We start from the raw sequence: 24,567 nt of genomic DNA, 5'->3' as shown, positions 1-24,567 counted from the left end.
TACTTATTGTAATTCGACTGGTAATGATGACGTGATAAGATATGAACTAATATTAAGGGGGTTCTCAAATGTTATTACATGCAAATGATGAAATAAGAGAAATATATGGAGCATGTTTTACAGCGAAAGAGATTGCACAACAGCCAGATCTTTGGGAGCAAGTATATTTGAATTTTCAAAGCAAGCATCATGAAATTATAGGTTTCTTTTCAAGTATTTCAAGAAAGCATGAACGAGTGAGAGTTATTTTCACTGGTGCAGGGACATCCGCTTTTGTTGGAGACACAATTGTTCCATATATAAAAAGAATAACAGATTTAAAGAAAATGCATATTGAAAGTATTCCAACAACAAATATAGTCTCAAGTCCTTATTACTATCTTCAGCCAGACATCCCAACAATTTTAGTATCTTTTGCTCGCTCTGGAAATAGTCCAGAAAGTGTAGCGGCAGTGCAATTAGGAGAACAAATTATTCATTCAGTTTATCATATTATTTTAACATGTAATGAAGAAGGAAATTTAGCGAAGCAGTTTCAACATAAGGAGAACGCTTTTGTTATGTATATGCCACAGAAGGCAAATGATCAAGGGTTCGCGATGACAGGAAGTTTTACCTCTATGATGTTAACTGCACTTATGTTATGTAACTATAATCATCCCCATCTTTTAGAATCTAGCATTATGGATATTGTAAGAATAGGAAAAGATGTTATCAAAAAACAAGAACGGGAAATTCAACGAATTGCAGAAAAGGAATTTCGTAAAATTGTATTTTTAGGATCAGGCGTATTTGAAGGGCTTTCTCGAGAGGCTGCTTTAAAATTTCTAGAGTTAACTGCTGGTCGTATCCCAGTTATGTTTGACACCCCCCTTGGGTTTAGGCACGGACCGAAATCAATTTTAGATAAGGATACAGTTGTTGTATTATTTTTATCTAATGATGAGTATACGAAAAAATATGATCTTGATTTATTAAAAGAGATTTTTCAAGAGAAAGAAAGGAGCGAGATTATTGTTATAGCACATCAAGATAATCAAGAAGCAAGGAGACATTGTAATACGTTTTTATGCAATGAAGGACGAAATCTAAAAGATGACATGTATATTACGTTTATTTATATATTATACGGACAAATTTTAGCATTATATAAATCAATTGCATTAGGGATTACTCCAGATAACCCTTGTCCAAGTGGAAGTGTAAATCGTATCGTTCAAGGGGTAACAGTACATCCTTATAAAGGAAAGGAATAGTAATTTATGAACTACTACGTCAAAGCAGCTATATATCTACTAGAAGATGGTGTTCGTGAAAGTGGATATTTACATATTGTAAATGGATACTTTCTAAAACATGTTGAAGAAATAGTAGACGGAGCGTTAGTAATGGATTTTGAAGGTAGAATTATTTCTCCAGGATTTGTTGATACACATATTCATGGTGTAGCGGGACATGATGTCATGGATAGCACATATGAATCGTTAAACAATATCTCTATTAAGTTATTGGAAAATGGTGTTACGAGCTTTTTGCCTACAACATTAACTGATTCTTCGGAAAATATAATGGGAGCTTTGAAAAATATAGCTCATGCAAAAAAAAGAGGAGTGAAAGGGGCAAGTATTATTGGATCTTTTCTTGAGGGACCTTGTTTTACGGAGGTCTATAAAGGTGCACAAAACCCTAAATATTTTATTGATCCAACCGTTGAAATGTTAGAGGAATGGATTGCTGCATCAGAAGGGACAATTAAAAAAATTGCAATGGCACCAGAGAGAAGAGATGCTATTGCTTGTATACGTCATGCTGTGAAAAAGAATGTCCGTGTAGCAATTGGGCATACGAATGCAAACTATGAGATATGCCAGAGTGCGATTCAAGCAGGAGCGACGATTTTTGTGCATACGTTTAATGGAATGAAAGGATTACATCACCGTGAACCTGGCGTTGTTGGAGCGGTACTTTCAACCGAGCACGCGTATAGTGAAATCATTACAGATGGACATCATGTACATCCAAGTGTAGTGAATATTTTATATAAATGTAAAGGATACGACAAAACATGTTTAGTTAGTGACTGTATGCGAGCGGGCTTATTAGGGGATGGCACATATAATTTAGGAGAATTTGTTGTCCAAGTGCAAGACGGCATTGCCCGAACAGAGGCAGGTTCTTTAGCAGGAAGTACACTTCGATTTATTGATGGTGTGAAGAATATGGAGAAATGGACAAATGCATCGTTATGGGAATGTGTTCATATGGGCTCGTTAATTCCTGCTAAAAGTATTGGAGTAGATAATGAAATTGGAAGTATAGCACCAGGGAAAAGAGCTGATTTTCTTATATTAACAGAGGATTTAAATCTTATAGGAACAGTTGTTGGTGGAGAAATGAAATATAAAAAGAAAAAAGAAAGGATTTGAGAGTATGCTTGTTTCAAATCAATTTATACTGAGAAATGCACAAGAACAGGGCTATGCAGTACCAGCTTTTAATATTCATAATTTAGAAACTTTAAAAGCGGTAATTGAATCAGCAGTAGAGCTTAGGTCACCTGTTATTATAGCTGCTACACCAGGCACGATAAAATATATGGGAAAAGAATATCTTTTGCATATGATTGAAGCAGCGAGAAAGCGATATGATATACCAATTAGTCTACATTTGGATCATCATGAAGATATAAGTGATATTAAAAATTGTATCGATTTAGGAGTTAGCTCTGTTATGATTGATGCATCGCATCATCCATTCGAAAAAAATATTCAGATTGTTCAGGAAGTTTCGGCGTATGCAAAACAAAATGGAGTAACAGTAGAGGCTGAGTTAGGGCAATTATCAGGAATAGAAGAAGATATAGTAGTGGAAAACTCAATTTATACAGATCCTTACCAAGCGAAAGAGTTTGTAGAACGTACAAATATTGACTCATTGGCAGTTGCAATTGGAACGGCACATGGACTATATAAAGGGAAACCAAAATTAGATTTACAAAGATTAACAAGTATTAGAAAGCAAGTTGATATTCCCCTTGTATTACATGGTGCCTCTGGATTATCGGACAGTTTAGTGCAAGAAACGATTCGTTTAGGAATTTGTAAAGTGAATATCGCAACAGAGTTAAAAATTGCATTCGGAACAGCATTACGTCATTATTTATTTTCTCATCCAGAAGAAAATGATCCGCGTAAATATTTTTCAGATGCAATTATGGCGATGAAACGGGTTGTTGCAGATAAAATAAAGATGTGCAAAAGTTTAAATCGTGTGTAAGGAGATATTCTTATGATTGCGACAATTACATTGAATCCATCTGTTGATATGCGATATGAATTAGGAGAATTAAAACTAAACAAAGTACATCGCACGAAAGACTATGAAAAAACTGCGGGTGGAAAAGGCATTAATGTATCGAGAGTACTTCGTTTGCTAGGAGAAGAAGTAACTGGAGCTGGGTTACTTGGTGGTAGTAATGGTGAGTTCATAAGAAAAAACTTGAAAGATTTATCAATTATTGATGAGTTTGTTTCCGTTAAAGAAGAAACTCGCAATTGTATAGCGTTAATCACAAAAAAATCTGCGTCAGCTACTGAAGTATTAGAAGCAGGACCAGCTATTTCAGAGGATGAAATAGCTCTTTTTATAAAAAAATATGAAAGGATAGTAAAAGATTTTGAGTTTATTGTTGCATCGGGAAGTTTACCTAAGGGTATTCCAAATTCATTTTATCAGCAGTTGGCACAAAAGGCAGCTGAAAATGGTAAAAAATTCATATTAGATACAAGTGGAGAACCATTATTGCATGGCATACAAGGAAAACCATTTTTAATTAAACCAAACAGGCAAGAAATTTGCCAGTTGCTTCAAAAAAAACGTGTGTCACAGGAAGAAATGATTGCGGAAGCAACTAAAATCTGCGAGAGGGGCGTGCAGTATGTTTTGTTATCACTTGGAAGAGAAGGAGCGATACTTATTACGAAAGATGGAAGCATAAGGGCAATTATTTCAGAAATAAAAACTATCAATGCTGTTGGCTCAGGTGACGCAATGGTTGCAGGAATAACGTTAGCACTCGCAAAGGGGTATGGGATAAAGGATGCACTTCGTTTTTCAGTGGCGTGTGGAATGGCTAACGCAGCTGAGGAAATAACAGGTTACATACAGCTTAAAAATGTAGAGAATTTCTATAATGAAATTATAATTGTCTAAAAGTAGGAAGGGGAGAAATATGGGGAAGTACGTTGCTTGTTTTGATATTGGAGGAACTTTTATAAAATATGCAATGATTGATGAACAAGGAATAGTACATGAACAAGGGAAAATAACAACACCAGTACAAAATCAAAAGAAAGAAATTTTGTATCGTATTTGTGAAGTAATATATGAGTTTGAAAAGAGCTATAAAATTCATTCTGTAGGTGTATCATCGTGTGGGATTATCGATAATATCAAAGGGGAAGTTCTGTATTCTGCCAATATTTCGGGATATAGCGGTACAAAAATAGCAGATTACATTTATAGTGAGACAGGGTATGTGGCGATAGTTGAAAATGATGTTCGTTCAGCTTGCCTCGGTGAAATGTGGAAAGGAGCAGGGAGGGGGAAAGAACATATTGTTTTAATCACACTTGGAACCGGGATTGGTAGTGGAATCATTACAAATGGCAAAATGCTTCAGGGAGTGAAAGGGCTAGCAGGAGAGCTTGGTCATATGATAATTGTTCATAATGGAGAAAAATGTAGTTGTGGCGGAGAGGGATGTTATGAGAGATATGCATCGACTTCGGCATTGATTCGTCAGTATAAAGAAGCATCCAAAATTCAAGGGCTAGAGATAGGCACAATCACAGGTGAAGAAATTATAGAACGTATGTACAGAGGAGAGCGGTTGGCGAAAAATGTATATGAACAGTTTCTACAGTATGTTGTTGCTGGTTTAGTAAATATTACTTATATATTTAACCCCGAATTAATTATTATTGGGGGAGGTATTACAGAGCAAGGTGAACCATTTTTGAAACAAATTCAAGAAAGGTTCTATGACAAAATAATGGACATCTATCAAAATAAGGTGAAAATCGTTTTAGCATCATTACATAATGATGCTGGTGTATATGGAGCTTGTTATGTAGCGTTGAATCGATGTGAGGAAAAGTCAATGAATATATAATCTTAGAAAATATTTATCGAGAATAGTTAACATGTGTAGAGCTTTTTTATTCAATTCACACAACCATCATCTTGTTTATGTAGAAGATGATGGTTGTTTTTATTTTGGGATTTAAGGGGAATATACATTCGTTAATGATGTACTATAAAGTATTTACGGATGTGATTTATCATTTCGGTTTTCGATTTGAAGTATAAGTCAAAAGGAATATGATTATGAAAAAATTCCCAAAAATATGTTAAAATAACATTGTCATACAACAAGGGGGATTTGTTTTATGGAAAATGGACATCTTGCTAAAGTAGATGTAACGAAAAGAATTGAATCGAAATCTAAGTACAATAGGAAACTTGAAAAATATCAAAGGCGCTTATTAGCATTGCAGCAAATAGTAAAAGAAGAAAAAATCGCAGTGATGCTCGTTATGGAAGGCTGGGATGCGGCTGGAAAAGGCGGAGCGATTAAGCGAGTGACAGAACACCTTGATCCACGTGGGTTCCAAGTAAATCCAATTGGAGCACCAGCACCTCATGAAAAACGGTACCATTACTTGCAACGTTTCTGGCGGAAATTACCTCAGTACGGGCAAATTACTATTTTTGATCGCTCATGGTACGGTCGTGTGTTAGTTGAGCGTGTTGAAGGTTTTGCTACAAAGGAAGAGTGGACGAGAGCGTATGATGAGATTAATGATTTTGAAAAACTATTAACAGATGATCATTATATAATTGGGAAGTTCTTCTATCATATTAGTAAAGATGAACAATTAAAGAGGTTTAAAGATAGAGAGAACAACCCTTTGAAAAAATGGAAAATTACAGACGAAGATTGGCGTAACCGTGAAAAATGGGACGAGTATGTTGAAGTGATGGAAGACATGTTTGAAAAAACAAATAAGCCAAATGCGAAATGGCAAATTATCGCGAGTAACGATAAATTATACGCTCGATTGAAAACGTTGAAAGTAATTATTTCATTAATTGAGGGTTATCTCTTAGAGCATGGTATAGAATTACCTTCTTATTATTATGAAATAAAAGAGGGAAAGACAGAAGAAATTGAATCCGTGCAAGATGCAGGAGTTAAATAGTAAAAGACGTGTATATACAGTATGAATAGGGCTATCCCATAAGTATATTTATGGGATAGTTTTTTTACTTATACTAGAGTGGATTTATGATCTTTGTGTAATTCATTAAACTTATGACTATAATGCCTTTTATTATTAAAGCCAACGAAATCAATTCCAACGCAAGGTTCTAAATTGCCGTCTACAATCGTAGAATCCACGAAGCTTAAAAGCTTTAATTTAGGTAGCTCTTTAACGAATTGTAGATTTTGTATGTTACCACAACCTGATAGAATAACTGTTTCTAACTCTGTTAAATAACGTAAATAGTCGTGGTTTTTCATTTTGCTGCAATGATCGAATTCGATGTATGTTAAAGTTGAAGCGTTGTTTTCAATTTCATCAATATGTTCTAAATTTCTTAAATAATTGATTTCTAAGTGCTTTAATTTTGAGAATGCTCTACATCCCTTTAATGAGTTAATATTCCCATGTGTAATGCTTAGTTTTTCAAGTTTTTGTAAAGACATTAATTCTTCAAGGTTTTTTTGTTTCGGTTTGTATTTCCAAATGTATAGTTCTTTTAAGTTGGGACAAGATTCGAATCCTGTAATGTTATTATTCCACTGTATGTGAAGTTCCTCCAAATTTGTATAGCTTTCTAGTGCTGTTACGTTTAGTGGAACTTGTGGTTCTTCTAGTGCTAAAGATTTTAAGTTTTTTAATTTATATAAAGCTGAGTAATCAGTAATATATGTACTACTAATGTGTAAGCTTTCAATTTGCGGGCAGCGTTCTAGAAAGCTAATATGATTTAAACTATACCTTAGATCATTAATATAAACGTCGGTAAAGTTGTTTGTATTAATGAAGTCTACGTATTCATCCAGTCTATTTTCATGAATTTGTACGCTACCATTCATAACTAAAAAGTTTTGTGGTTGATTTGCTTCATCGGATTCTTCTATTTTATGTACTGGATTTTGTTTGCAAGCCTCACATAATTCTAGATTTTTTTTCATTGTTTTCTCCTTGCATATTGTAAATAGTAGTATTTTTAATATAGCATGAGATAAGTAGTCTATGGTTAGTAAGTTTTTAGAATGAAAAGAACGAATAGAAAATGCCGTTGAATATGTAATGTAAAACATAGTACATTAACAAGGGGATTTTATTTCAAAGGGAGGATGAGAACTTGTTAGATGAGGCGGGGGTTTTAAAAAGTAATCATATATATTCAGAAGAAGAACAACAAAAATTATATAAACGAACGTTAATAATCGTAAGCATTTCACAAATGTTTGGCGGAGCAGGGTTAGCTGCTGGGATTACAGTAGGTGCACTTCTTGCGCAGCAAATGCTTGGGACAGATGCATTTGCAGGATTACCGGCAGCTATGTTTACAATGGGATCTGCGGTAGCAGCTTTCTTTGTTGGGAAGTTATCGCAAAAACATGGTCGCCGCATAGGGCTTGCAGGAGGTTTTATAGTAGGTGGACTAGGGGCTATTGGAGTTGTAGTGGCAGCTTTAACAAATAGTATTATTCTTTTACTAGTTTCTTTACTTATATATGGCGCGGGCACAGCTACGAATTTACAAGCGCGTTATGCTGGAACGGATTTAGCGAATAAGAAGCAAAGAGCAACTGCTATTAGTATTACGATGGTAATGACGACTTTTGGTGCAGTTGCAGGTCCAAATTTAGTAGGTGTAATGGGAAGATTTGCTCATTCAATTGGAATTCCTGAACTTGCTGGTCCGTTTATATTATCGGCAGCAGCATTTATACTAGCGGGTATTGTTCTATTTGTTATGCTTCGTCCAGATCCGTTACTTATTGCAAATATGATAGAAACATATAAACAGGAACATACATATAAAGGGCAAGCAGTAACAGAAGAAGCGACAGAAAACAAACGAGGTATTACTGTTGGAGCAATTGTAATGATACTTACGCAAATTGTGATGGTTGCAATTATGACGATGACGCCAGTTCATATGGGGCATCACGGTCATGGATTAAGTGCAGTAGGACTAGTGATTGGTTTTCATGTAGGTGCAATGTATCTTCCATCTCTCGTTACGGGAATGTTAATTGATAAAATTGGAAGAACTACGATGAGTATAGCTGGTGGAGTAATTTTACTAGCGGCAGGTGTCATAGCTGCAATAGCTCCGAGTGATTCTTTAATACTATTAATTGTTGCTTTGTCTTTACTTGGATTAGGATGGAACCTCGGTTTAATAAGTGGTACGGCTCAAATTGTTGATGCAACTATACCTTCCACACGTGCAAAAACACAAGGTAAAATAGATGTGTTCATTGCGCTAGCTGGAGCTTCAGGCGGAGCGATGTCAGGTATGGTAGTGGCAAATTCAAGTTATGCGGCATTATCATTAGCTGGAGGAGTTGTAGCTTTCATGCTGATTCCTGTTGTGATATGGGCTCGGACAGGTAAATGAAAATTAAGGTAAAAGAAGCTGCATTCAATGGGAGATAACCAATCTTCGAATGCAGCTTTTTGTAGTTAGTTGTATAAAAAGAGAAAGATTAGTTTAAATCCCACTCCACAATCAGACCTAAATGCGTAAGACCACCACCAAATCCGTATAGTAAAAGTGTCTCTCCATTATTTAATTTTCCTTCTTTTCTAGCTAAATCTAGAGCGAGTGGAATGGAAGCTGAAGATGTATTCCCCATGTATTTTACACTCGTTAAAGTTTTTTGAATTGAAATTTCGGTTTTCTCACAAATAGATTCAATCATTCGTAAGTTAACACTGTGTGGTATGAACCAGTCTATATCATCTATTTGCATATTTGCAGTATGTAATAGTTCTTTTATACCTGCTGGCACCGTGCGTGTTGCCCATTTATATACTTCTCTCCCATTTTGCACGATTTTTTCATTTGTTTGCAGTTGTGTGCCATTCATAGTAGTAGATAAGTTTGTTCGGTATAGATGAATACCACCATGCCCATTTGTTCCCATATGAGCAGCAATAAAGCTCGGTTTGTTTTCATCTCTTTCTAATAAAATAGCACCAGCACCATCACCGAATAAAATACAGGTCGTTCTATCGGTGTAATCAGTAACTTTAGATAATGTCTCTGTTGCTACGACAAGTACTTTTTTATGTGATCCAGAAGTAATCAAGCTATTCCCAACGTGCAGACCATATGTGAAACCAGCGCAAGTTGCATTTAAATCAAATGCTATTGTATGAGGTATGTTAAAGTGTTGTTGTATTTGACATGCGACACTAGGAAAAACATAGTCAGCGGTTGTGGTAGCAACGATGATACAGTCTATATCTTCTAAGTTCTTTTTAAAAGTTGTACATAAATTTTCAATTGCTTTAATAGCTAAGTGTGAGGAGTATTCGCCTTCGCTCGCGATTCGTCTTTCCTTCATTCCTGTTCTTTGTACAATCCATTCATCATTCGTATCGATTATTTTTTCTAAATCATTATTAGATAATATTTGATTTGGAACATGAGTACCAATTGCAGTAATACGAGATTTAGAATGCATGGGAACATCTCCTAACTTATTTTTATAACCTGATACTAATATCAAGTTATAAAAATGTCAATAAAGACTTTTATTGTATAGAAGTGATAATGCTTAACTTATTATGAAGGAATTTGGCGAGTGTTGTAAAAATAATATACAAGAAGTTTTTAAAATTGATAATGAAGAGAGTTGAGCTCCTTGAAAAGGATTTTGTATATATTTCCTGTTGTCATTATTTGTAGCTTTATTCTTATTATTTTTTCAGAGAAATCTTATGCTTGTGATTGTATTAATGTATCAGCAGAAGATGCCTTTCAAAAACACGATGTAGTGTTTGAGGGGAAGGTAATTGAGGTTGGAAGGGAAGAAAGTGTTGGAATTGAAGTATTATTTGAAGTGAAGGGCATTTGGAAAGGGACAACATCTTCGCAAATTATTGTATATACAAATGGTGGTGATTGTGTGTTTCACTTTGTAGAGGGAGAAGAGTACTTAGTGTTTTCTTCTCAAAGAGGGGAAGAGAAACAATTATTCACACATAGTTGCAGTGGTACGAAAAAGCTAGATGAGGCAGGGGCGGACGAAGTGGCTTTAAGTCAAATTGCAAAAGAATCTGTTCCGACGAAGAAAGTCGATTTAAAAGGGAAGATGGTCAGTGGTTTCAGTTGGTGGAAAGTTGTTACCATTTCTATAGGCATGTTACTGATTGTAGCTCTTGTGATTTTTAATGTAAGAAGAATGCGCAAAAAATGACGATTAAAGTAAAAGTATAGAGAATTTCTTTCTGTTTCTATAGGTGGTTTCATCTTGTGAAAGCGAATTACTTATGCTACACTTTATGTAACTTAAAATGAACGGAGGGGCTTCCTTTGATCTTAATCAGATTACGTCTCAATACTTTGTGCCAATAATTGAATAGCGCTCAAAGGCTCTGTCTGTGTACAGAGTGAACGGGATTGGTCTGCCTATTTTAAAGGAACCCTTTATTAAGCTTATATGTGAAAAAGAGGGAGGGACGAATACGCCCTCTTTTTGTTTTGCCTTTATAAATAGAATGAGATCGTATAGGTGAACACTTATTGTGGATGCGTTATATGATCATGGGACTTTTTGACTATGAGATAGGATGAAAGTATAACTTTCTTCTATTTCTTTGGTGAACCCTTATCCGTTTACGAAAACACAGGCAGTAACCTGTGTTTTTTATTTTACGTAATCGAAATGGAGGAATAAATATATGGAAGAATTATTACAAAGAGCAGTTTTAGTTGGAGTAAATTTAGGTAATGAAGATGATTTTGCATATTCAATGGAAGAGCTAACAAACCTTGCAGAAGCTTGTGATGTAGAGGTAATTGGGCAAGTGACGCAAAATTTACAACGAGTAAATCCATCACATTATATTGGAAAAGGAAAGATTGAAGAAGTAGCAGCCTACGTAAATGAAGTAGATGCGAATATGGTAATCTTTAATGACGAATTGTCTCCTTCACAAATTCGAAATTTAGAAGCGGATTTAGATTGTAAAGTAATTGACCGTACCATATTAATTTTAGATATTTTTGCGCAACGTGCGAAAACGAAAGAAGCGCAGTTGCAAGTTGAGGTAGCGCATCTTCAGTATATGATGCCTCGTTTAATCGGGCTTCGTGAATCGTTAGGAAGACAGAGCGGCGGAGTTGGTACGAAAAATAAAGGTGTCGGTGAGAAGAAATTAGAGTTAGATCGTCGTAAAATTGAAGAACAGATTTCAGTTTTAAATAAAGACCTAGAAGCTCTTGTTGCGCAGCGTCAAACGCAGCGAAAGCAACGTAAGAAAAATGAAGTACCTGTTGTAGCATTAGTCGGTTATACGAACGCAGGAAAATCAACGACGATGAATGCGATGCTTGAAATTTACAATGGTACAGAAGAAAAACAAGTATTTGAAAAAGATATGTTATTTGCGACGCTAGAAACATCTGTGCGAAATATTGATTTACCAGATAACAAATCATTTTTATTAACGGATACAGTTGGATTTGTAAGCAAATTACCGCATCACCTTGTGAAAGCATTCCGTTCAACGTTAGAAGAAGTAGCGGAAGCGGACCTACTTATTCACGTTGTAGATTACGCAAATCCAAACTACGAACAGTTAATTGATATTACAAATGAAACGTTAAAGAAAATTGGAGTAGAAAATATCCCAACAATCTATGCTTATAACAAATCAGATATGGTAGATGTTGAAATTCCGAAAGTACAAGAAGACCGTGTTTATTTATCAGCGAAGAAACACGTTGGAATTGAAGAACTTGTAAAAATGATTCGCTCACATATCTATAAAGAGTATACGAAGTGTGAAATGTTAATTCCTTATGATCAAGGACAGGTAGTTTCTTATTTCAATAATCATGCGCACGTTTTATCTACGAGTTATGAAAACGAAGGTACGAAACTAGAAGTAGAATGTAAGACGAGCGATTACGAAAAGTATAAGCGTTTTGCAATTTAATAAAAAAGGCGATCCTAATATGTTTTAGGATCGCCTTTTCTTATTCTGTAATAGAGGCCCACTTATAAGAATAAATTCCTGCAAATGGACGAACAACAACACCTTTTACTGTTGGACGTTCTAAATATACAAGTCCTGATTGGAAGATTGGAGCGATAGCCGCATCATCTTCAAGTAAGATTTTCTCAGCATCTTGGAACGCTTTCCAACGTGCTGGTAAGTCAGTTACTAAAGTAGAGCTCGTTTTCTCAATTAATTCATCGTATTGTTTGTTTGAATAACTCATTTTATTGAACGGTCCGTCAGTGACAAACATATTTAAGAATGTTGTAGGATCAGGATAATCTGGCCCCCATGTAGAAAGTGAAATGTCATAGTCACCATTTCCTTCACGATCTAAAAATGCTTTTACTGGAAGGGGCTGTAATGTGATTTTTAATCCTGGTAAGTTTTTCTCTAGTTCACCCTTTAAAAACTCGCTAATTTTTTTATCGTTAGATTCATCAGTTGTTATGATGGAAAGAGAAGCGTTTTGTAAATTTGTTTCTTTTTTCGCAGTTTCCCATAGTGTTTTAGCTTCTTTCACATTTGTTTCTACTTTTACATTACTTGTACTGCGAAAATCTTTATTATCAGGTCCTTTTACAAATCCTTTCGGAACGAATGCATTCGCAGGTATAGAACCATTATTTAAAATTGTTGTTGCGATTCCTTGTTTATCAAAAGCAAGCGAAATAGCTTTTCGAGCGTTTTGGTTTGCTAATAAAGGATTTTTTTGGCTAAATCGGAAAAATGTCATAGAAGGACGTTCCATTTTCTTTAAGCTCGGATCTTTTTGATATTTATCAACAAACTCTGAATTAATCGTAATTCGGTCCACTTGTTTACTTTCAAATAAATTAACGGCTGTTGAAGTATCTTTTACGATATTTACATTGATTTCATTTAGCTTCACATTTTTATTATCCCAGTAGTTCGGATTTTTTGTCATTTTATAACTTGTATCATGTTTCCATTCACTTAATTGGAACGGCCCGTTATAAACTACATTTGCAGCTTCAAGCCCGTAATTTTTACCTTGCGCTTCTACAACCTTTTTGTTTTGAGGATAAAATGTTGCAAATCCCATTAATCCTAAAAAGTATGGAACAGGGTGTTCTAACTGTACTTCTAACGTTTTATCGTCAATTGCTTTTACACCAAATGAGTCAATTGGTAATTCTTTTTTATTTATTTTTTCAGCGTTTTTAATATCGAACATAATATGTGCGTATTCAGAAACAGTTTCTGGATTTACGGCACGTTTCCATGCATATTCAAAATCATGAGCAGTTACTGGATCACCATTTGACCATTTTGAATCGTGTAATGTAAATGTATATGTTTTTCCGTCTTCGCTCAGTTTGTATGATTCAGCTGCTGCAGGAACAGGTTTATTGTCAGGACCAGGCATATATAATCCTTCCATTACGTTGTTTAATGCAGCGTAAGAAAACCCATCGGTTGCGATAGACGAATCAAGTGTAGAAATTTCCCCAGCTTCTACAATATTTAATACTTGTTTTGAAGATTCTTTTTTCTTTTCCCCGGTAGTTGTTGCCTCTTGTTTTTGACCACATGCTGTTAAAAACATAGATAATGTGATTGAGAGTGCAACGATCCCTTTTGTTTTTTTCTTCATAGTTGTCATCCTTTCCTTCATCTCTGCCTTAGTATAAAAGAAAATATAGAAAATTTCTATAAATAAATCCGATAAAACGTATAGAAAAAATATATTATGTAAGAAGTGATATTTCTGGAAAAAGAAATGAAACCAGTATAGAATAGAAATGTTTCAAAAGTCAGAATTTATTACACCTACTGTAATAAATATATATTTTGTACAGGAAGGAGAGATTCATATATGCAGGCAGTTTCGAAAAAAAACACAGTAGAAACACCGACAATATATCGAATATTATTTGCGATTAGTTTCGGTCATTTTTTAAATGATTCGATGCAAGCAGTTGTGCCCGCGTTGTTTCCTATTTTGGAAAAAACGATGAATTTATCCTATATGCAAGTAGGGTGGATTGCGTTTGCGTTAAATATGACATCATCGATTATGCAACCGGTTTTTGGTATGTATTCGGATAAGAAGCCATCACCATTTTTATTACCCCTCGGTATGTTCTCGAGTATGCTTGGGATGATCGGACTTGCATTTGCACCGAATTTTATTATTGTTATTATTTCTGTTTTATTTATCGGATTAGGTTCCGCAGTCTTTCATCCAGAAGGTGCTCGAGTTGCTTATATGGCAGCCGGTGCAAAACGAGGTTTAGCGCAAGCGATTTATCAAGTGGGAGGAAATACAGGGAATTCCCTAGCTCCTATTTTTACAGCTTTAATTTTTGTTCCGCTCGGCCAAATTGGCTCTTTAGGTTTTACCGCATTTGCAGCGGTAGGGATTGTATTATTAATTTTCGTATCAAATTGGTATAGGAATGAATTAGCTACTGGTGCTGTGAGAAGAAAAAAGAGGGCTGCGCTTGAGGCGGAAAATGCAATTGTAAGTACACATATTAAATTTGTTATTTTACTTCTTGTTTTTCTTACTTTTGTACGCTCTTGGTACGGTGCTGGTATCGGGAATTTTTATCAATTTTACTTAATTGAGCATTATGGTTTATCTATAAAAAATGCTCAGTATTTCGTATTTGCATTTATGATTGCTGGTGTATTAGGAACTTTCTTCGGTGGTCCATTAGCAGATCGATTTGGAAAGAAAACAATTATTGTATTTTCAATGCTAGGTTCGGCGCCACTTGCCCTGTTATTACCTCACGTTTCGCTCGTGTGGGTCGTACCGCTATTTATATGTATCGGTTTTATTAGTTCAAGTAGTTTTAGTGTAATTGTTGTTTATGCGCAAGAGCTTGTTCCTGGAAAAGTAGGGATGGTATCTGGATTAATTGTAGGGCTTGCGTTTGGACTCGGCGCTTTAGGTTCTGTAGTCCTTGGGAAATTAGCTGACATATATAGTCTACAATTCATTATGTTACTATGCAGTTGTCTACCATTAATTGGACTTACTTCTTGGTTATTACCAAGTGATAAGAAAACGATAGAATAGGGGATGCACTATGAAATTATGTGAAAATGTTACAGAATTAATAGGAGATACACCTGTTGTCCGATTATCTAAATTTATACCAGAAGGCGCAGCGGATGTGTATGTGAAACTAGAAATGTTTAATCCGTCACGCAGTGTGAAAGACCGTGCTGCCTATAATTTATTGCACGTTGCAGAAGAGAATGGTCTTATCAAACCAGGTGATACAATTATTGAGCCAACAAGTGGTAATACAGGAATTGGTTTAGCGATGAATGCAGCTGCTAAAGGATATAAAGCGATTTTAATTATGCCAGATAATATGTCAAAAGAGCGTATAAATTTATTGAAAGCATATGGTGCAGAAGTAGTTTTAACACCAGCAGAACAAAGAATGCCAGGAGCAATTGCGAAGGCGTTAGAACTGCAAAAGCAAATCCCAAATAGTTTTATTCCGCAACAATTTGAAAATCCAGCAAACCCAAATATTCATCGTTATACGACTGCACTTGAAATTTATGAACAAATGGATGGTAAGCTGGATGCATTTGTAGCAACAGCTGGAACTGGTGGGACGATTACAGGGACTGGGGAAACGTTAAAAGAGAAACTACCAAACTTATATATTGCAGTAGTAGAACCGAAAGGATCTCCCGTTTTATCAGGCGGTGTTCCAGGTCCTCATAAACTAGTAGGAACAAGTCCAGGGTTTATCCCGAAAAACTTAAATACAGAAGTGTATAACGAAATTATTCAAATTGCAGATGAAGAGGCTTTAACGACAATGAGAAACTTAGCTAGACAAGAAGGATTATTAGTTGGGCCATCGTCTGGAGCATCTGTTTACGCAGCGATCATGATAGCAAAACGATTAGGCGCTGGTAAAAAAGTTTTATGTATTGCACCTGATACGGGAGAACGGTATTTGAGTATGGGATTATTTGAATGAAAATGATAGAAACCCCTTAATGGTAAAATAGTGCTATTAAGGGGTTTGTTATAGGTTATTAAGAGAGGAGAAACACAATGAAACTATTAAAACCGACATATGAATTTAGCGAACAAATTATGGAGTATCGAGAGGCATTTTTACATGCAGATGAACAACCACATGGCAGTAGTTCTTTACAAAATTTTGATTCACTTGATAAATGGTTTGAAAAAGTGAGTAAACAGGAACTGGGAGAAAACTTACAAGGTAATCGAGTACCTTCTAGTCAATTTTTAAGTGTTGAACAAGGAGAACTTATAGGTTTTGTGAATATTAGAAAACGATTAAACCAAGAATTATTGAGGGAAAGTGGTCATATTGGATATAGTGTTCATCCGAATAAACGTCGCCAAGGTTACGCGACAAAACAATTGAAACTCGCATTATATGAAACACAAAAATTAGGATTGCAGAAAGTGTTAATAACTTGTGATAAAGCTAATATTGCTTCGGCTAAAACGATTCAAAAGGTTGGTGGTGTGATAGAAAATGAAGTAGTTTCTTTTCATACTGGTGAAATTGTTCAGCGTTATTGGGTAGAAATATGATTTAGTGGAACTTTGAAAAGGGAATACAATGCGCAATATCGAAATAGATAAATGAAAAAGTAAAGGTGTACTGCAATTTTAGGGGGAAATGAAGTGGGATTAAAAGAGAAAGCAATAGAAATGTCGGAGATTTATAGGAAGAATCCGAAAGTGGAGGCTGTTATTTTAGCAGGTTCAGTAGCTAGAAAGTTAGAAGATGAACATTCAGATATAGAATTACATATATTGTGGTCAACGCCACCAGAGGATAAGGATCGTAAAGGGCCTATTAATCATATTGGTGGAACAATTTTGTCATATCATCCTTACGAGGAAGAAGAATGGTCGGAAACATATTTGACAAAAGAGGGAATTAAATTAGAAATCAGTAACTTTTTAACAGAAACAGTAGAGAAAGTTATTTCGGATGTGGTGGATCAATATGATATAAGTTATGAAAAACAATGTATCGTATCATCCGTTCATGACGGTGCTAGTTTGTATGGAGACGAGAAAGTGAATGAATTAAAAGATAGAGTGGTACCATATCCAGAAGACCTTGCGAAACAGATGATTTCAGAAAATCTTTGGTTAAGCAATCGCTGGCATAATCGAGAGGCGCTTTTAAAACGAAAAGATTGGCTTATGTTATATGATGTTATTTGTGAAGTACAAAGAAATATATTTGGGGTCTTATTTGGTTTAAACCGAATGTATGTGCATCACCCGGCGTTTAAATGGATGCCGAATAATGTGGAACGAATGAGTATTAAGCCTGAAAACTTATATGAGCGTATGGCGAATACGTTAATAGGGAAACCGGAGTATAGTGTACAGGAGTTAGAGGTGTTAATCGAAGAGTTATTACATTTAGTAGAACAACATGCTCCAGAATTACATATTGCTGAACAACAAAAACATATTCAATATGCGAAGTAGAAAAGAAGGGATGTAACAATGCGTTACATCCCTTCTTTTTATTTGACTAATTTACCTAGTACGGGTAATCGCTGAATCCTATCACCGAGAATATGTGAAGCAAGTCCGCTCGTTAGGACGAATAAAAGGTAAACAATTCCTCCTGCAGCGCCGCATATAACAACAATGAGAAGTGATTCCATATAAGATTGTCCAGGAATTAACCATTTTAAAATAGCTTTTAATGCAATTACAACAGCAGACATTGCTGCGGAGTAAATTGTAATAAGAAGTACTGTTTTTGCTGTTTCACTAATATTAAATTTCGCAAACTTAATGATGCAGTACAACATAATAACATTGGAAACGAGGTATCCAAGAATTGTTCCAAGTACAGCACCGTGTCCACCAAATAAATGTAAGAGCGGTGTATTTACTAAAACTTTAACGAGAATACCGACTGAGAAAGCAATCATCGTTTTTCTTTGATAATCGATTCCTTGTAAAATAGCTGCTGAAACTGTGAAAATCGCACTTAATATAGCAGAAGGTGCAAATGAAATTAAATATTGTGATCCACCAAGTGCAATTTCAGGATTTACATAAACCATACGGAATGCATCATAAGCAATACTAGCAAGACCGAATGCAGCTGGGATAGTGAAGAATAACAAGACTTGAAATATCTTTGCAATTTGTTCTTGTAATTCTTCTAGTTTCCCGCTTGTATAAGATTTCGTTATTGCCGGAATGATCGTTAACGAGAATCCAGTAGCAAGTGAAGCTGGAATCATAATTAACTTTTGGGCATAGTTCGTTATATAAGCGAAAACTGCATTCGCTGTTTCTAAAGGCTCTCCCATAGCTCTAAGGACATCAGCTACAGTATATTGATCTACTAACGTATAGAGCGGAATTGCAATGCCGACAAATACAATTGGGATTGCATATCGTAGTAATTCCATATAAATATTTTTTAATGGGATATTCGATGCCCTTGACTTTAATTCTCCTTCGGGAGGCTTTAATCTATTATATTTTTTCCAGTACACCATTAAAATCGAAACGCTGGCAAGTGCTCCGATAACAGCGCCAAACGTAGCAACTGCAACAGAAGAGGCGACTGAACCTCCTAATAGTTTTGAGACGATAAAACTACCAACTAAAATGAAAACAACGCGCGCAATTTGTTCTACGACTTGAGAAACGGCACTTGGTTTCATATGTTGAAAACCTTGGAAATAACCACGTGTAACACTCATAGCTGGTACGATAATAAGTGCGAAACTTAATGCTCGCATCGTAAGTGTTACGTCAGCGATAAATTGTGGATCTGGCGTTTTTGAGCGAATAATAAATTGTGATATGTACGGTGCTCCAATAAATAAAGTTAAAAACCCTAAAAAGCCCATAAACAGCATTAATTTTACGCTTGAGTTGTATAATTTTTTGCTTGTACTATAATCACCGAGCGCATTATGTTTTGCAACAAATTTAGAAACGGCAATAGGAATACCAGCAGTTGAGAAGCTTAATAAAATACCGTACCAAGAGTATGCATATCCATATAAAGCGACCCCTTGTGTTCCGACTAATAATTGAAAAGGGAAGAAGTATATAAAACCTAATATACGTGATATCATTGTTGCACCACTTAATAAAGCAGTACCTTTTAAAACTTTTGAAGTAGACAAAATTCTTTCCTCCTACTCGTGCTGTCTTGCATTCATCGTATACTACTATAAACCTGTTAGAGTAGTTAATATAGTATGGAACATAAATATTCTAATATTATTCATTTAAAAGTCATATTTTACATTTTTAAATAGAATGTAATACATAAAAATTCAAAATATAAGTTGACACTATTTTTAATGTATGATAAAAATGATAGTAATCAATTCGGAAAATAATATTTGGGCAATGAAAGGGTATAGTAGTGAATATCTCCCTATTTCAGAGAGCTGATGGTTGGTGTGAATCAGTATATAGATTATTCATGAAGTTCGTCCTGGAGCATCTTTCATAAATCTCACATTATGAGGAAATGAAAGACGGTAGTTTATACCGTTATCAAATAAAGTGGTGAAGATTGTTTCACAACTAGGGTGGTACCGCGATATTTATCGTCCCTACGTATTTACGTAGGGACGTTTTTTATTTAGGTCCTAACTTTGTTGTGGCTTCATAACTAGGGTGGTACCGCGATAATTTATCGTCCCTACGTATTTGCGTAGGGACGTTTTTTATTTAGGTCCTAACTTTGTTGTATCTTCATAACTAGGGTGGTACCGCGATATTTTTGTCGTCCCTACGTATTTACGTAGGGGCGTTTTTTTATGATTAGGGAGGAAGTGAACGTATTAGAAAAGAGTATTGATAGAACAATATAAATACTGAACTGAAACAAAGAAAAAGAGACAGAGAGGAGATTAACAAATGAATTCACAGCAATGGACATCGAAATTAGGTTTCGTATTAGCTGCAGCAGGTTCAGCAATTGGCCTTGGGGCGATTTGGAAATTCCCATATATGGCCGGTATCGGAGGAGGCGGAGCGTTCTTCCTTATTTTCATCGGTTTCACATTATTAATTGGTTTACCGCTATTATTAGCTGAATTCGTTATCGGAAGAAGTACACAAAAAGAGGCCGTTGATGCGTATAGAGAAATCGCACCAAAAACATTATGGCCATGGTTAGGGAAATTAGGGATTGTAACTTGTTTCATATTACTTTCTTTCTACAGTGTTGTAGGGGGATGGATTTTATTATACTTATGGAATGCAATTACAGGTAGACTATGGGAAGGAAATGGCGCATACGAAGCTACGTTTGGTGAAATCATTTCCAATCCTTATTTAGCAGTAGGAGCACAGTTATTATTCATACTTATTACAATTTTTATCGTAAGTAAAGGCGTACAAAACGGTGTTGAAAAAGTAAATAAATATTTTATGCCAGCGCTATTCGTTTTATTCTTTGTATTAATTGTTCGTGCTCTTACATTAGACGGCGCGGGAGAAGGGGTTCGTTTCTTCTTACAACCTGATTTCTCACATGTAACATCAGAAGTTATTTTATATGCGATGGGTCAATCGTTCTTTTCATTATCGGTCGGTGTAGCAGTAATGGTAACATATAGTTCATACTTACCGAAGGAAGAAAGTTTACCGCGTTCAGCATTTTCTATCGTAGCTTTAACATTAGTAATTACATTACTTGCAGGACTTGCAATTTTCCCAGTTGTATTTGCATTTGGATTAGAACCATCTCAAGGGCCAGGATTATTATTTATCGTATTACCTGCTATTTTCAGTAAAATGGCGTTCGGAAAAGTGTTCTTCGTTATTTTCTTATTGCTGTTCTTCTTCGCAACGATTACATCTGCTATTTCTATGCTAGAAATTAGTGTTGCGTCGTTAACATCAAAAGGTAAAGGCAAACGTGAAAAAACGGCCTTAATCGTAGGGTTATTAATCTTCGTTGTTGGAGTACCATCAGCATTATCATTTGGTATATTAAGTGATCTGAAGATTTTCGGAAAGACAATCTTTGATTTAGCGGACTATGCAGTGAGTAACGTACTAATGCCACTTGGTGTTTTATTAGTTTCCATCTTTGTTCCTTTAAAAATGAAGAAAGATGTATTAATGAAAGAGCTTGGTGTAAGTAAAAATAAAGGCTATAAACTGTTCGTATTATGGTTATTCTTACTTCGCTTTATCGCACCAATCGCGATTATTATCGTATTCTTAAATGTACTTGGCATTATTTAAAAAGAAAGGTAGCGTATCGCTCTATGATACGCTACCTTTTTACTTTGCTCTTTTTTGCAGTTCGTTTACTGTTACGAACTGATAGCCCTTCTTAGATAATGAGTCTAAAATACCTTCAATGGTCTGTAAATTTTCATTAGACTCATCATACATAGAGTGCAGTAAAATGATAGAACCTGGTTTTACATTTTTATTAACATACTCAATTTTATCAGCAGCAGATTTATAAAAAGTATCAGGTTCAAGGTCCCATGTGATTGTTTCGATATTATTTTTATTTAAATAATAGGGCAGACCAATTAGCTTTTTTCCGTTAGGTGGTCTAAAATCAATTTCTCCTGTATATCCTGTTTGGCGGATTAATGCATTCGTTTTTTCTATTTCTTCTTTAATAAAAGAAGGTGTTTTAAAAACCATTCTGTTATGAGAGTATGTATGGTTTCCAATTTGGTGTCCAGATTGTACGATATCTTCTCCTAACGATAGGTTTTTCTCTAATTCATTGCCGATTAAAAAGAATGTAGCTTTTGCATTGTATGTATCTAGTAGCGGTAATATTTGTTTTACATTGTTCGTAGGGCCATCATCAAAAGTTAAAGCAATCACTTTTTCATTTGTTTCTACTCGATTTGTTAAATCTCCAAACAATTGAAAACTTCTTGCGTTCATCAATTTGTATGTTCCAAGTAATGCTACAGTAATAATGAATAATGTAACGATTGTAATGATTATTTTCTTTTTCATAAAGCAACCTCACTATACTTTTGGATTGGACTAAAAAGTATTATATCAAACTAAGTAATTTCATGCTTGAAAAAGGATGTGGATGCAAGGGGAAGGAATTTATCATATAATAAAATGCAAAAGGTATATTAGGAGGTGTTTATATGGCGATTATAATTCAATTGCCAGACACTGCAGCGTCTCATGCAAAGCCAAGTATGGAAATGGCGATACTTTGCGTGAGGTAGATAAGTAATATACAATCGCCTAAATGAGCTCGTATCATTTTTTATATTTGGCTTTGCACCTTATTGAAATGAACCATAAAAAATAAGGGGCGAGCAGAAATGAAATACGTTAAAGCTGCGACGGTTTTACCAGAAAGTTTAATTATTGAAATTCAAAAGTATATACAAGGTGAAACAATTTACATTCCAAAACAAGAAACGAAACATTATAAATGGGGTAACTAACTGTTACGATTTATTTAACCAATTACAACTAAGGTGAATTAAATATATCAGTAAGCCCTGCTAGTCAAGCGATTGGCTAGTAGTGAGGGTTAACTGCGGGCAATCCCTAAAGCTGATTGAACTACAACGTGGCTAGAAATAGCGAGCGTGAATGTCGCGAAAGCAGAAAAAATCAATCAGATGGTGCAAGGTTAAATCCTAAACACTAGAACAATGGGTCTTCCGCCTCGAATCATCTAAGTCAAAATGGATAAGATGAACGTTCAACGACTATCTCGTATAACTGACGAGAGTACATCACAAGCTTATGGTGGTGGAAAAATCCTCTATCTCTAAAGAGATAAACATATAGTCTGCGCTCATGTGAAAACATGAGAAGTTCATAAGAGAACTGGCTAAGGAATTGCGCCCTTAGTTGAACAAGATAAATTTTATTAAATCTATCAAACTTCATTGAAAATGCCGAACGTACGTGCTACGTTAGGTTCAATGAGGTGAGAATAATAATGAAATTTTCACGAGTTAGTCAAGTATCGGAATTAACAGGTTTGCATCCGAGTAGTCTCAGGAGAATGCTGGTGGAACACGCTACTATTCAGAAGAACAAACCTTTCATTAAAGGAGTTAAATTCTGATGATATTAGCGAAGAAAGTCAGACTGATTCCAACGCCTGAACAAGAAAAAGTGCTTAGAAACCATGCTGGTGCTGCAAGATTTGCTTATAACTATTGTAAAAGAATGAGTGATAGATACTATAAGCTATTTGGAAAATCTGTTTCACAGTTAGCTTTACAGAAACGATTTACAAAGATCAAGAAGCGAAAGAGATATGAGTGGTTAAAAGACATTAATGCACAAGTTCCCAAACAGGCTTCAAAAGATTTTGATACGGCGAGAAAACATTCGTTCAAAAAGTACAAAAATGGTTCTCACACTTCTTATAAATCCAAAAAAGATTTAATCCAAGGATTTTATGCCAATTATGAAAGACTGGTTATAGGAAAGAAAGTGGTTCATATTCAGTCTATTGGAGAAGTGAAAACAAGCCAACAACTACCAAGAAACAAAAAGCCATCCAATCCAAGAGTTACCTTTGATGGTCGTCACTGGTGGATTAGTGTAGGATTCCAAGAAGACTTTGAATCACAAGAACTAACCGATGAGTCGATTGGTGTGGATGTTGGTTTAAAAGAGCTGTTTGTAGCTTCTAATGGTATGAAAGAACGAAATATAAACAAAGATGCCAAGGTTAAAAAACTTTTGAAAAGGAAAAAGTCAGCGCAAAGAGATATGTCTAGGAGATTTAAAAAAGGTGTAAAGATTCAATCTGCCGGATATGAAAAAGCGAAAGCTGAGCACCTGCGGTTATCTAGGAAAATTACGAATATCCGAAATAACCATATCCATCAAGCGACAGCTAAATTGGTGAAAACCAAACCAATGAGGATTGTTGTGGAAGACTTATCTATCTCAAACCTGTTAAAAAACAAAAGACTATCGAAAGCATTTTCCTTTCAAAAATTAAACTTCTTCTTTCAATGTTTATCATACAAGTGTGAGAAGTACGGCATTGCGTATGTAAAAGCTGATAAATGGTTCGCTTCAAGCAAGATTTGTTCATGTTGCGGAGTTAAATACGACCATTCAGTTCAACCAGAAGGACAGTGGAGTTTAAAGATTCGTGAATGGGACTGTTTTGGGTGCAATAGCCATCACGATAGGGATATAAATGCTGCGATAAATTTATCAAGATGGGTAAAATAAATGCTTGATAATAGGAGGTAACGATACTGCCTCGTGTGGAGT

19 protein-coding genes, 2 pseudogenes and 1 other annotated feature are annotated in these 24,567 nt (G+C 35.3%); of the genes and pseudogenes, 16 read left to right on the top strand and 5 right to left on the bottom strand.

The genetic code is table 11. The features are described from left to right. Window positions 1-68: 68 nt before the first annotated feature. The 6 genes from K5S59_RS00180 to K5S59_RS00155 all read left to right on the top strand — a co-directional run bounded on the left by K5S59_RS00180 (window position 69) and on the right by K5S59_RS00155 (window position 6,263). Window positions 69-1,256, top strand: coding sequence for an SIS domain-containing protein (locus K5S59_RS00180; protein WP_000924259.1), 1,188 nt, complete (start codon window positions 69-71; stop codon window positions 1,254-1,256). A 6-nt stretch (window positions 1,257-1,262) separates the two neighbouring features. Then, complete coding sequence (gene nagA / locus K5S59_RS00175; RefSeq protein WP_001110426.1) at window positions 1,263-2,426, top strand: N-acetylglucosamine-6-phosphate deacetylase; 1,164 nt, start codon at window positions 1,263-1,265, stop codon at window positions 2,424-2,426. Between the two features lie 4 nt (window positions 2,427-2,430). Then, window positions 2,431-3,276 (top strand): tagatose-bisphosphate aldolase subunit GatY, encoded by an 846-nt coding sequence (locus tag K5S59_RS00170; protein ID WP_000961386.1) that lies wholly within the window; start codon window positions 2,431-2,433, stop codon window positions 3,274-3,276. A gap of 12 nt (window positions 3,277-3,288) precedes the next feature. Beyond that, a complete protein-coding gene (gene pfkB / locus K5S59_RS00165) occupies window positions 3,289-4,212 on the top strand; it encodes a 1-phosphofructokinase (RefSeq protein ID WP_000562122.1) in 924 nt (307 codons plus the stop codon). 19 nt (window positions 4,213-4,231) lie between these two features. Then, window positions 4,232-5,173, top strand: coding sequence for an ROK family protein (locus K5S59_RS00160; protein WP_000521668.1), 942 nt, complete (start codon window positions 4,232-4,234; stop codon window positions 5,171-5,173). 277 nt (window positions 5,174-5,450) lie between these two features. After that, window positions 5,451-6,263, top strand: coding sequence for a polyphosphate kinase 2 family protein (locus K5S59_RS00155; RefSeq protein WP_000427331.1), 813 nt, complete (start codon window positions 5,451-5,453; stop codon window positions 6,261-6,263). A gap of 68 nt (window positions 6,264-6,331) precedes the next feature. Here the strand turns inward: K5S59_RS00155 and K5S59_RS00150 are convergent. Beyond that, a pseudogene (locus tag K5S59_RS00150) lies at window positions 6,332-7,186 on the bottom strand (leucine-rich repeat protein); the annotation flags it as partial. Between the two features lie 251 nt (window positions 7,187-7,437). On the opposite strand from K5S59_RS00150, the gene K5S59_RS00145 reads away from it, so the two are divergent. After that, the gene (locus K5S59_RS00145; RefSeq protein ID WP_000883333.1) at window positions 7,438-8,706 is read left to right on the top strand and encodes an MFS transporter; all 1,269 of its coding nucleotides are present in this window, start codon (window positions 7,438-7,440) and stop codon (window positions 8,704-8,706) included. An 88-nt stretch (window positions 8,707-8,794) separates the two neighbouring features. On the opposite strand, the gene K5S59_RS00140 is transcribed toward K5S59_RS00145, so the two are convergent. Continuing rightward, entirely contained in the window at window positions 8,795-9,778 is a 984-nt protein-coding gene (locus K5S59_RS00140; protein WP_000555743.1) for a ketoacyl-ACP synthase III, read from the bottom strand. Window positions 9,779-9,958: 180 nt separating this feature from the next. Here K5S59_RS00140 and K5S59_RS00135 point away from each other — a divergent pair, with 180 nt between their 5' ends. After that, window positions 9,959-10,513 (top strand): hypothetical protein, encoded by a 555-nt coding sequence (locus tag K5S59_RS00135; protein ID WP_000822214.1) that lies wholly within the window; start codon window positions 9,959-9,961, stop codon window positions 10,511-10,513. Window positions 10,514-10,997: 484 nt separating this feature from the next. Then, window positions 10,998-12,257 carry a GTPase HflX gene (gene hflX / locus K5S59_RS00130; protein WP_000391882.1) on the top strand — a complete coding sequence of 420 codons (1,260 nt, stop codon included), beginning with the start codon at window positions 10,998-11,000 and terminating at the stop codon, window positions 12,255-12,257. A 40-nt stretch (window positions 12,258-12,297) separates the two neighbouring features. Here hflX and K5S59_RS00125 read toward each other — a convergent pair whose 3' ends face one another. Next, entirely contained in the window at window positions 12,298-13,938 is a 1,641-nt protein-coding gene (locus K5S59_RS00125) for a peptide ABC transporter substrate-binding protein (RefSeq protein ID WP_000730651.1), read from the bottom strand. Window positions 13,939-14,160: 222 nt separating this feature from the next. Between K5S59_RS00125 and K5S59_RS00120 the strand changes: the two genes are divergently transcribed. From K5S59_RS00120 to K5S59_RS00105, 4 genes are all read left to right on the top strand, one after another. Then, entirely contained in the window at window positions 14,161-15,372 is a 1,212-nt protein-coding gene (locus tag K5S59_RS00120; protein ID WP_001149402.1) for an MFS transporter, read from the top strand. Between the two features lie 10 nt (window positions 15,373-15,382). Next, window positions 15,383-16,300: a cysteine synthase A gene (gene cysK / locus K5S59_RS00115; RefSeq protein ID WP_000762287.1), complete on the top strand. Its 918-nt coding sequence runs from the start codon at window positions 15,383-15,385 to the stop codon at window positions 16,298-16,300. Between the two features lie 77 nt (window positions 16,301-16,377). Beyond that, complete coding sequence (locus K5S59_RS00110) at window positions 16,378-16,890, top strand: GNAT family N-acetyltransferase (RefSeq protein WP_000771314.1); 513 nt, start codon at window positions 16,378-16,380, stop codon at window positions 16,888-16,890. Between the two features lie 93 nt (window positions 16,891-16,983). Next, the gene (locus K5S59_RS00105) at window positions 16,984-17,808 is read left to right on the top strand and encodes a DUF4037 domain-containing protein (RefSeq protein ID WP_000523183.1); all 825 of its coding nucleotides are present in this window, start codon (window positions 16,984-16,986) and stop codon (window positions 17,806-17,808) included. 38 nt (window positions 17,809-17,846) lie between these two features. Here the strand turns inward: K5S59_RS00105 and K5S59_RS00100 are convergent, their stop codons facing one another. After that, window positions 17,847-19,481, bottom strand: a complete 1,635-nt coding sequence (locus tag K5S59_RS00100) for a putative polysaccharide biosynthesis protein (protein ID WP_000107878.1) — start codon at window positions 19,479-19,481, stop codon at window positions 17,847-17,849. A gap of 220 nt (window positions 19,482-19,701) precedes the next feature. Next, window positions 19,702-19,924, top strand: a binding site (T-box leader). Window positions 19,925-20,226: 302 nt separating this feature from the next. Between K5S59_RS00100 and K5S59_RS00095 the strand changes: the two genes are divergently transcribed. Further along, the gene (locus K5S59_RS00095) at window positions 20,227-21,564 is read left to right on the top strand and encodes a sodium-dependent transporter (protein ID WP_001088179.1); all 1,338 of its coding nucleotides are present in this window, start codon (window positions 20,227-20,229) and stop codon (window positions 21,562-21,564) included. Between the two features lie 39 nt (window positions 21,565-21,603). Here K5S59_RS00095 and K5S59_RS00090 read toward each other — a convergent pair whose 3' ends face one another. Then, a complete protein-coding gene (locus tag K5S59_RS00090) occupies window positions 21,604-22,308 on the bottom strand; it encodes a polysaccharide deacetylase family protein (RefSeq protein ID WP_000726881.1) in 705 nt (234 codons plus the stop codon). 326 nt (window positions 22,309-22,634) lie between these two features. On the opposite strand from K5S59_RS00090, the pseudogene K5S59_RS30075 reads away from it, so the two are divergent. Both K5S59_RS30075 and K5S59_RS00085 read left to right on the top strand, forming a co-directional pair. Beyond that, window positions 22,635-22,754, top strand: a pseudogene (locus K5S59_RS30075) (hypothetical protein); the annotation flags it as partial. A 640-nt stretch (window positions 22,755-23,394) separates the two neighbouring features. Beyond that, window positions 23,395-24,525, top strand: coding sequence for an RNA-guided endonuclease InsQ/TnpB family protein (locus K5S59_RS00085; protein ID WP_120449824.1), 1,131 nt, complete (start codon window positions 23,395-23,397; stop codon window positions 24,523-24,525). The last annotated feature ends 42 nt before the right edge of the window (window positions 24,526-24,567 follow it).

Origin of the sequence: Bacillus sp. BML-BC051, assembly GCF_019656175.1 — a bacterium.
Lineage (GTDB): Bacteria > Bacillota > Bacilli > Bacillales > Bacillaceae_G > Bacillus_A > Bacillus_A mobilis.
This window is presented reverse-complemented; position numbering and strand designations above follow the sequence as displayed.

Bases quoted from the DNA above. Each gene is read 5' to 3' on its own strand.
- K5S59_RS00180 (WP_000924259.1), top strand. From the start codon at position 69: ATGTTATTACATGCAAATGATGAAATAAGAGAAATATATGGAGCATGT.
- nagA (WP_001110426.1), top strand. From the start codon at position 1,263: ATGAACTACTACGTCAAAGCAGCTATATATCTACTAGAAGATGGTGTT.
- K5S59_RS00170 (WP_000961386.1), top strand. From the start codon at position 2,431: ATGCTTGTTTCAAATCAATTTATACTGAGAAATGCACAAGAACAGGGC.
- pfkB (WP_000562122.1), top strand. From the start codon at position 3,289: ATGATTGCGACAATTACATTGAATCCATCTGTTGATATGCGATATGAA.
- K5S59_RS00160 (WP_000521668.1), top strand. From the start codon at position 4,232: ATGGGGAAGTACGTTGCTTGTTTTGATATTGGAGGAACTTTTATAAAA.
- K5S59_RS00155 (WP_000427331.1), top strand. From the start codon at position 5,451: ATGGAAAATGGACATCTTGCTAAAGTAGATGTAACGAAAAGAATTGAA.
- K5S59_RS00140 (WP_000555743.1), bottom strand. From the start codon at position 9,778: ATGCATTCTAAATCTCGTATTACTGCAATTGGTACTCATGTTCCAAAT.
- hflX (WP_000391882.1), top strand. From the start codon at position 10,998: ATGGAAGAATTATTACAAAGAGCAGTTTTAGTTGGAGTAAATTTAGGT.
- K5S59_RS00125 (WP_000730651.1), bottom strand. From the start codon at position 13,938: ATGAAGAAAAAAACAAAAGGGATCGTTGCACTCTCAATCACATTATCT.
- K5S59_RS00120 (WP_001149402.1), top strand. From the start codon at position 14,161: ATGCAGGCAGTTTCGAAAAAAAACACAGTAGAAACACCGACAATATAT.
- cysK (WP_000762287.1), top strand. From the start codon at position 15,383: ATGAAATTATGTGAAAATGTTACAGAATTAATAGGAGATACACCTGTT.
- K5S59_RS00110 (WP_000771314.1), top strand. From the start codon at position 16,378: ATGAAACTATTAAAACCGACATATGAATTTAGCGAACAAATTATGGAG.
- K5S59_RS00095 (WP_001088179.1), top strand. From the start codon at position 20,227: ATGAATTCACAGCAATGGACATCGAAATTAGGTTTCGTATTAGCTGCA.
- K5S59_RS00090 (WP_000726881.1), bottom strand. From the start codon at position 22,308: ATGAAAAAGAAAATAATCATTACAATCGTTACATTATTCATTATTACT.
- K5S59_RS00085 (WP_120449824.1), top strand. From the start codon at position 23,395: ATGATATTAGCGAAGAAAGTCAGACTGATTCCAACGCCTGAACAAGAA.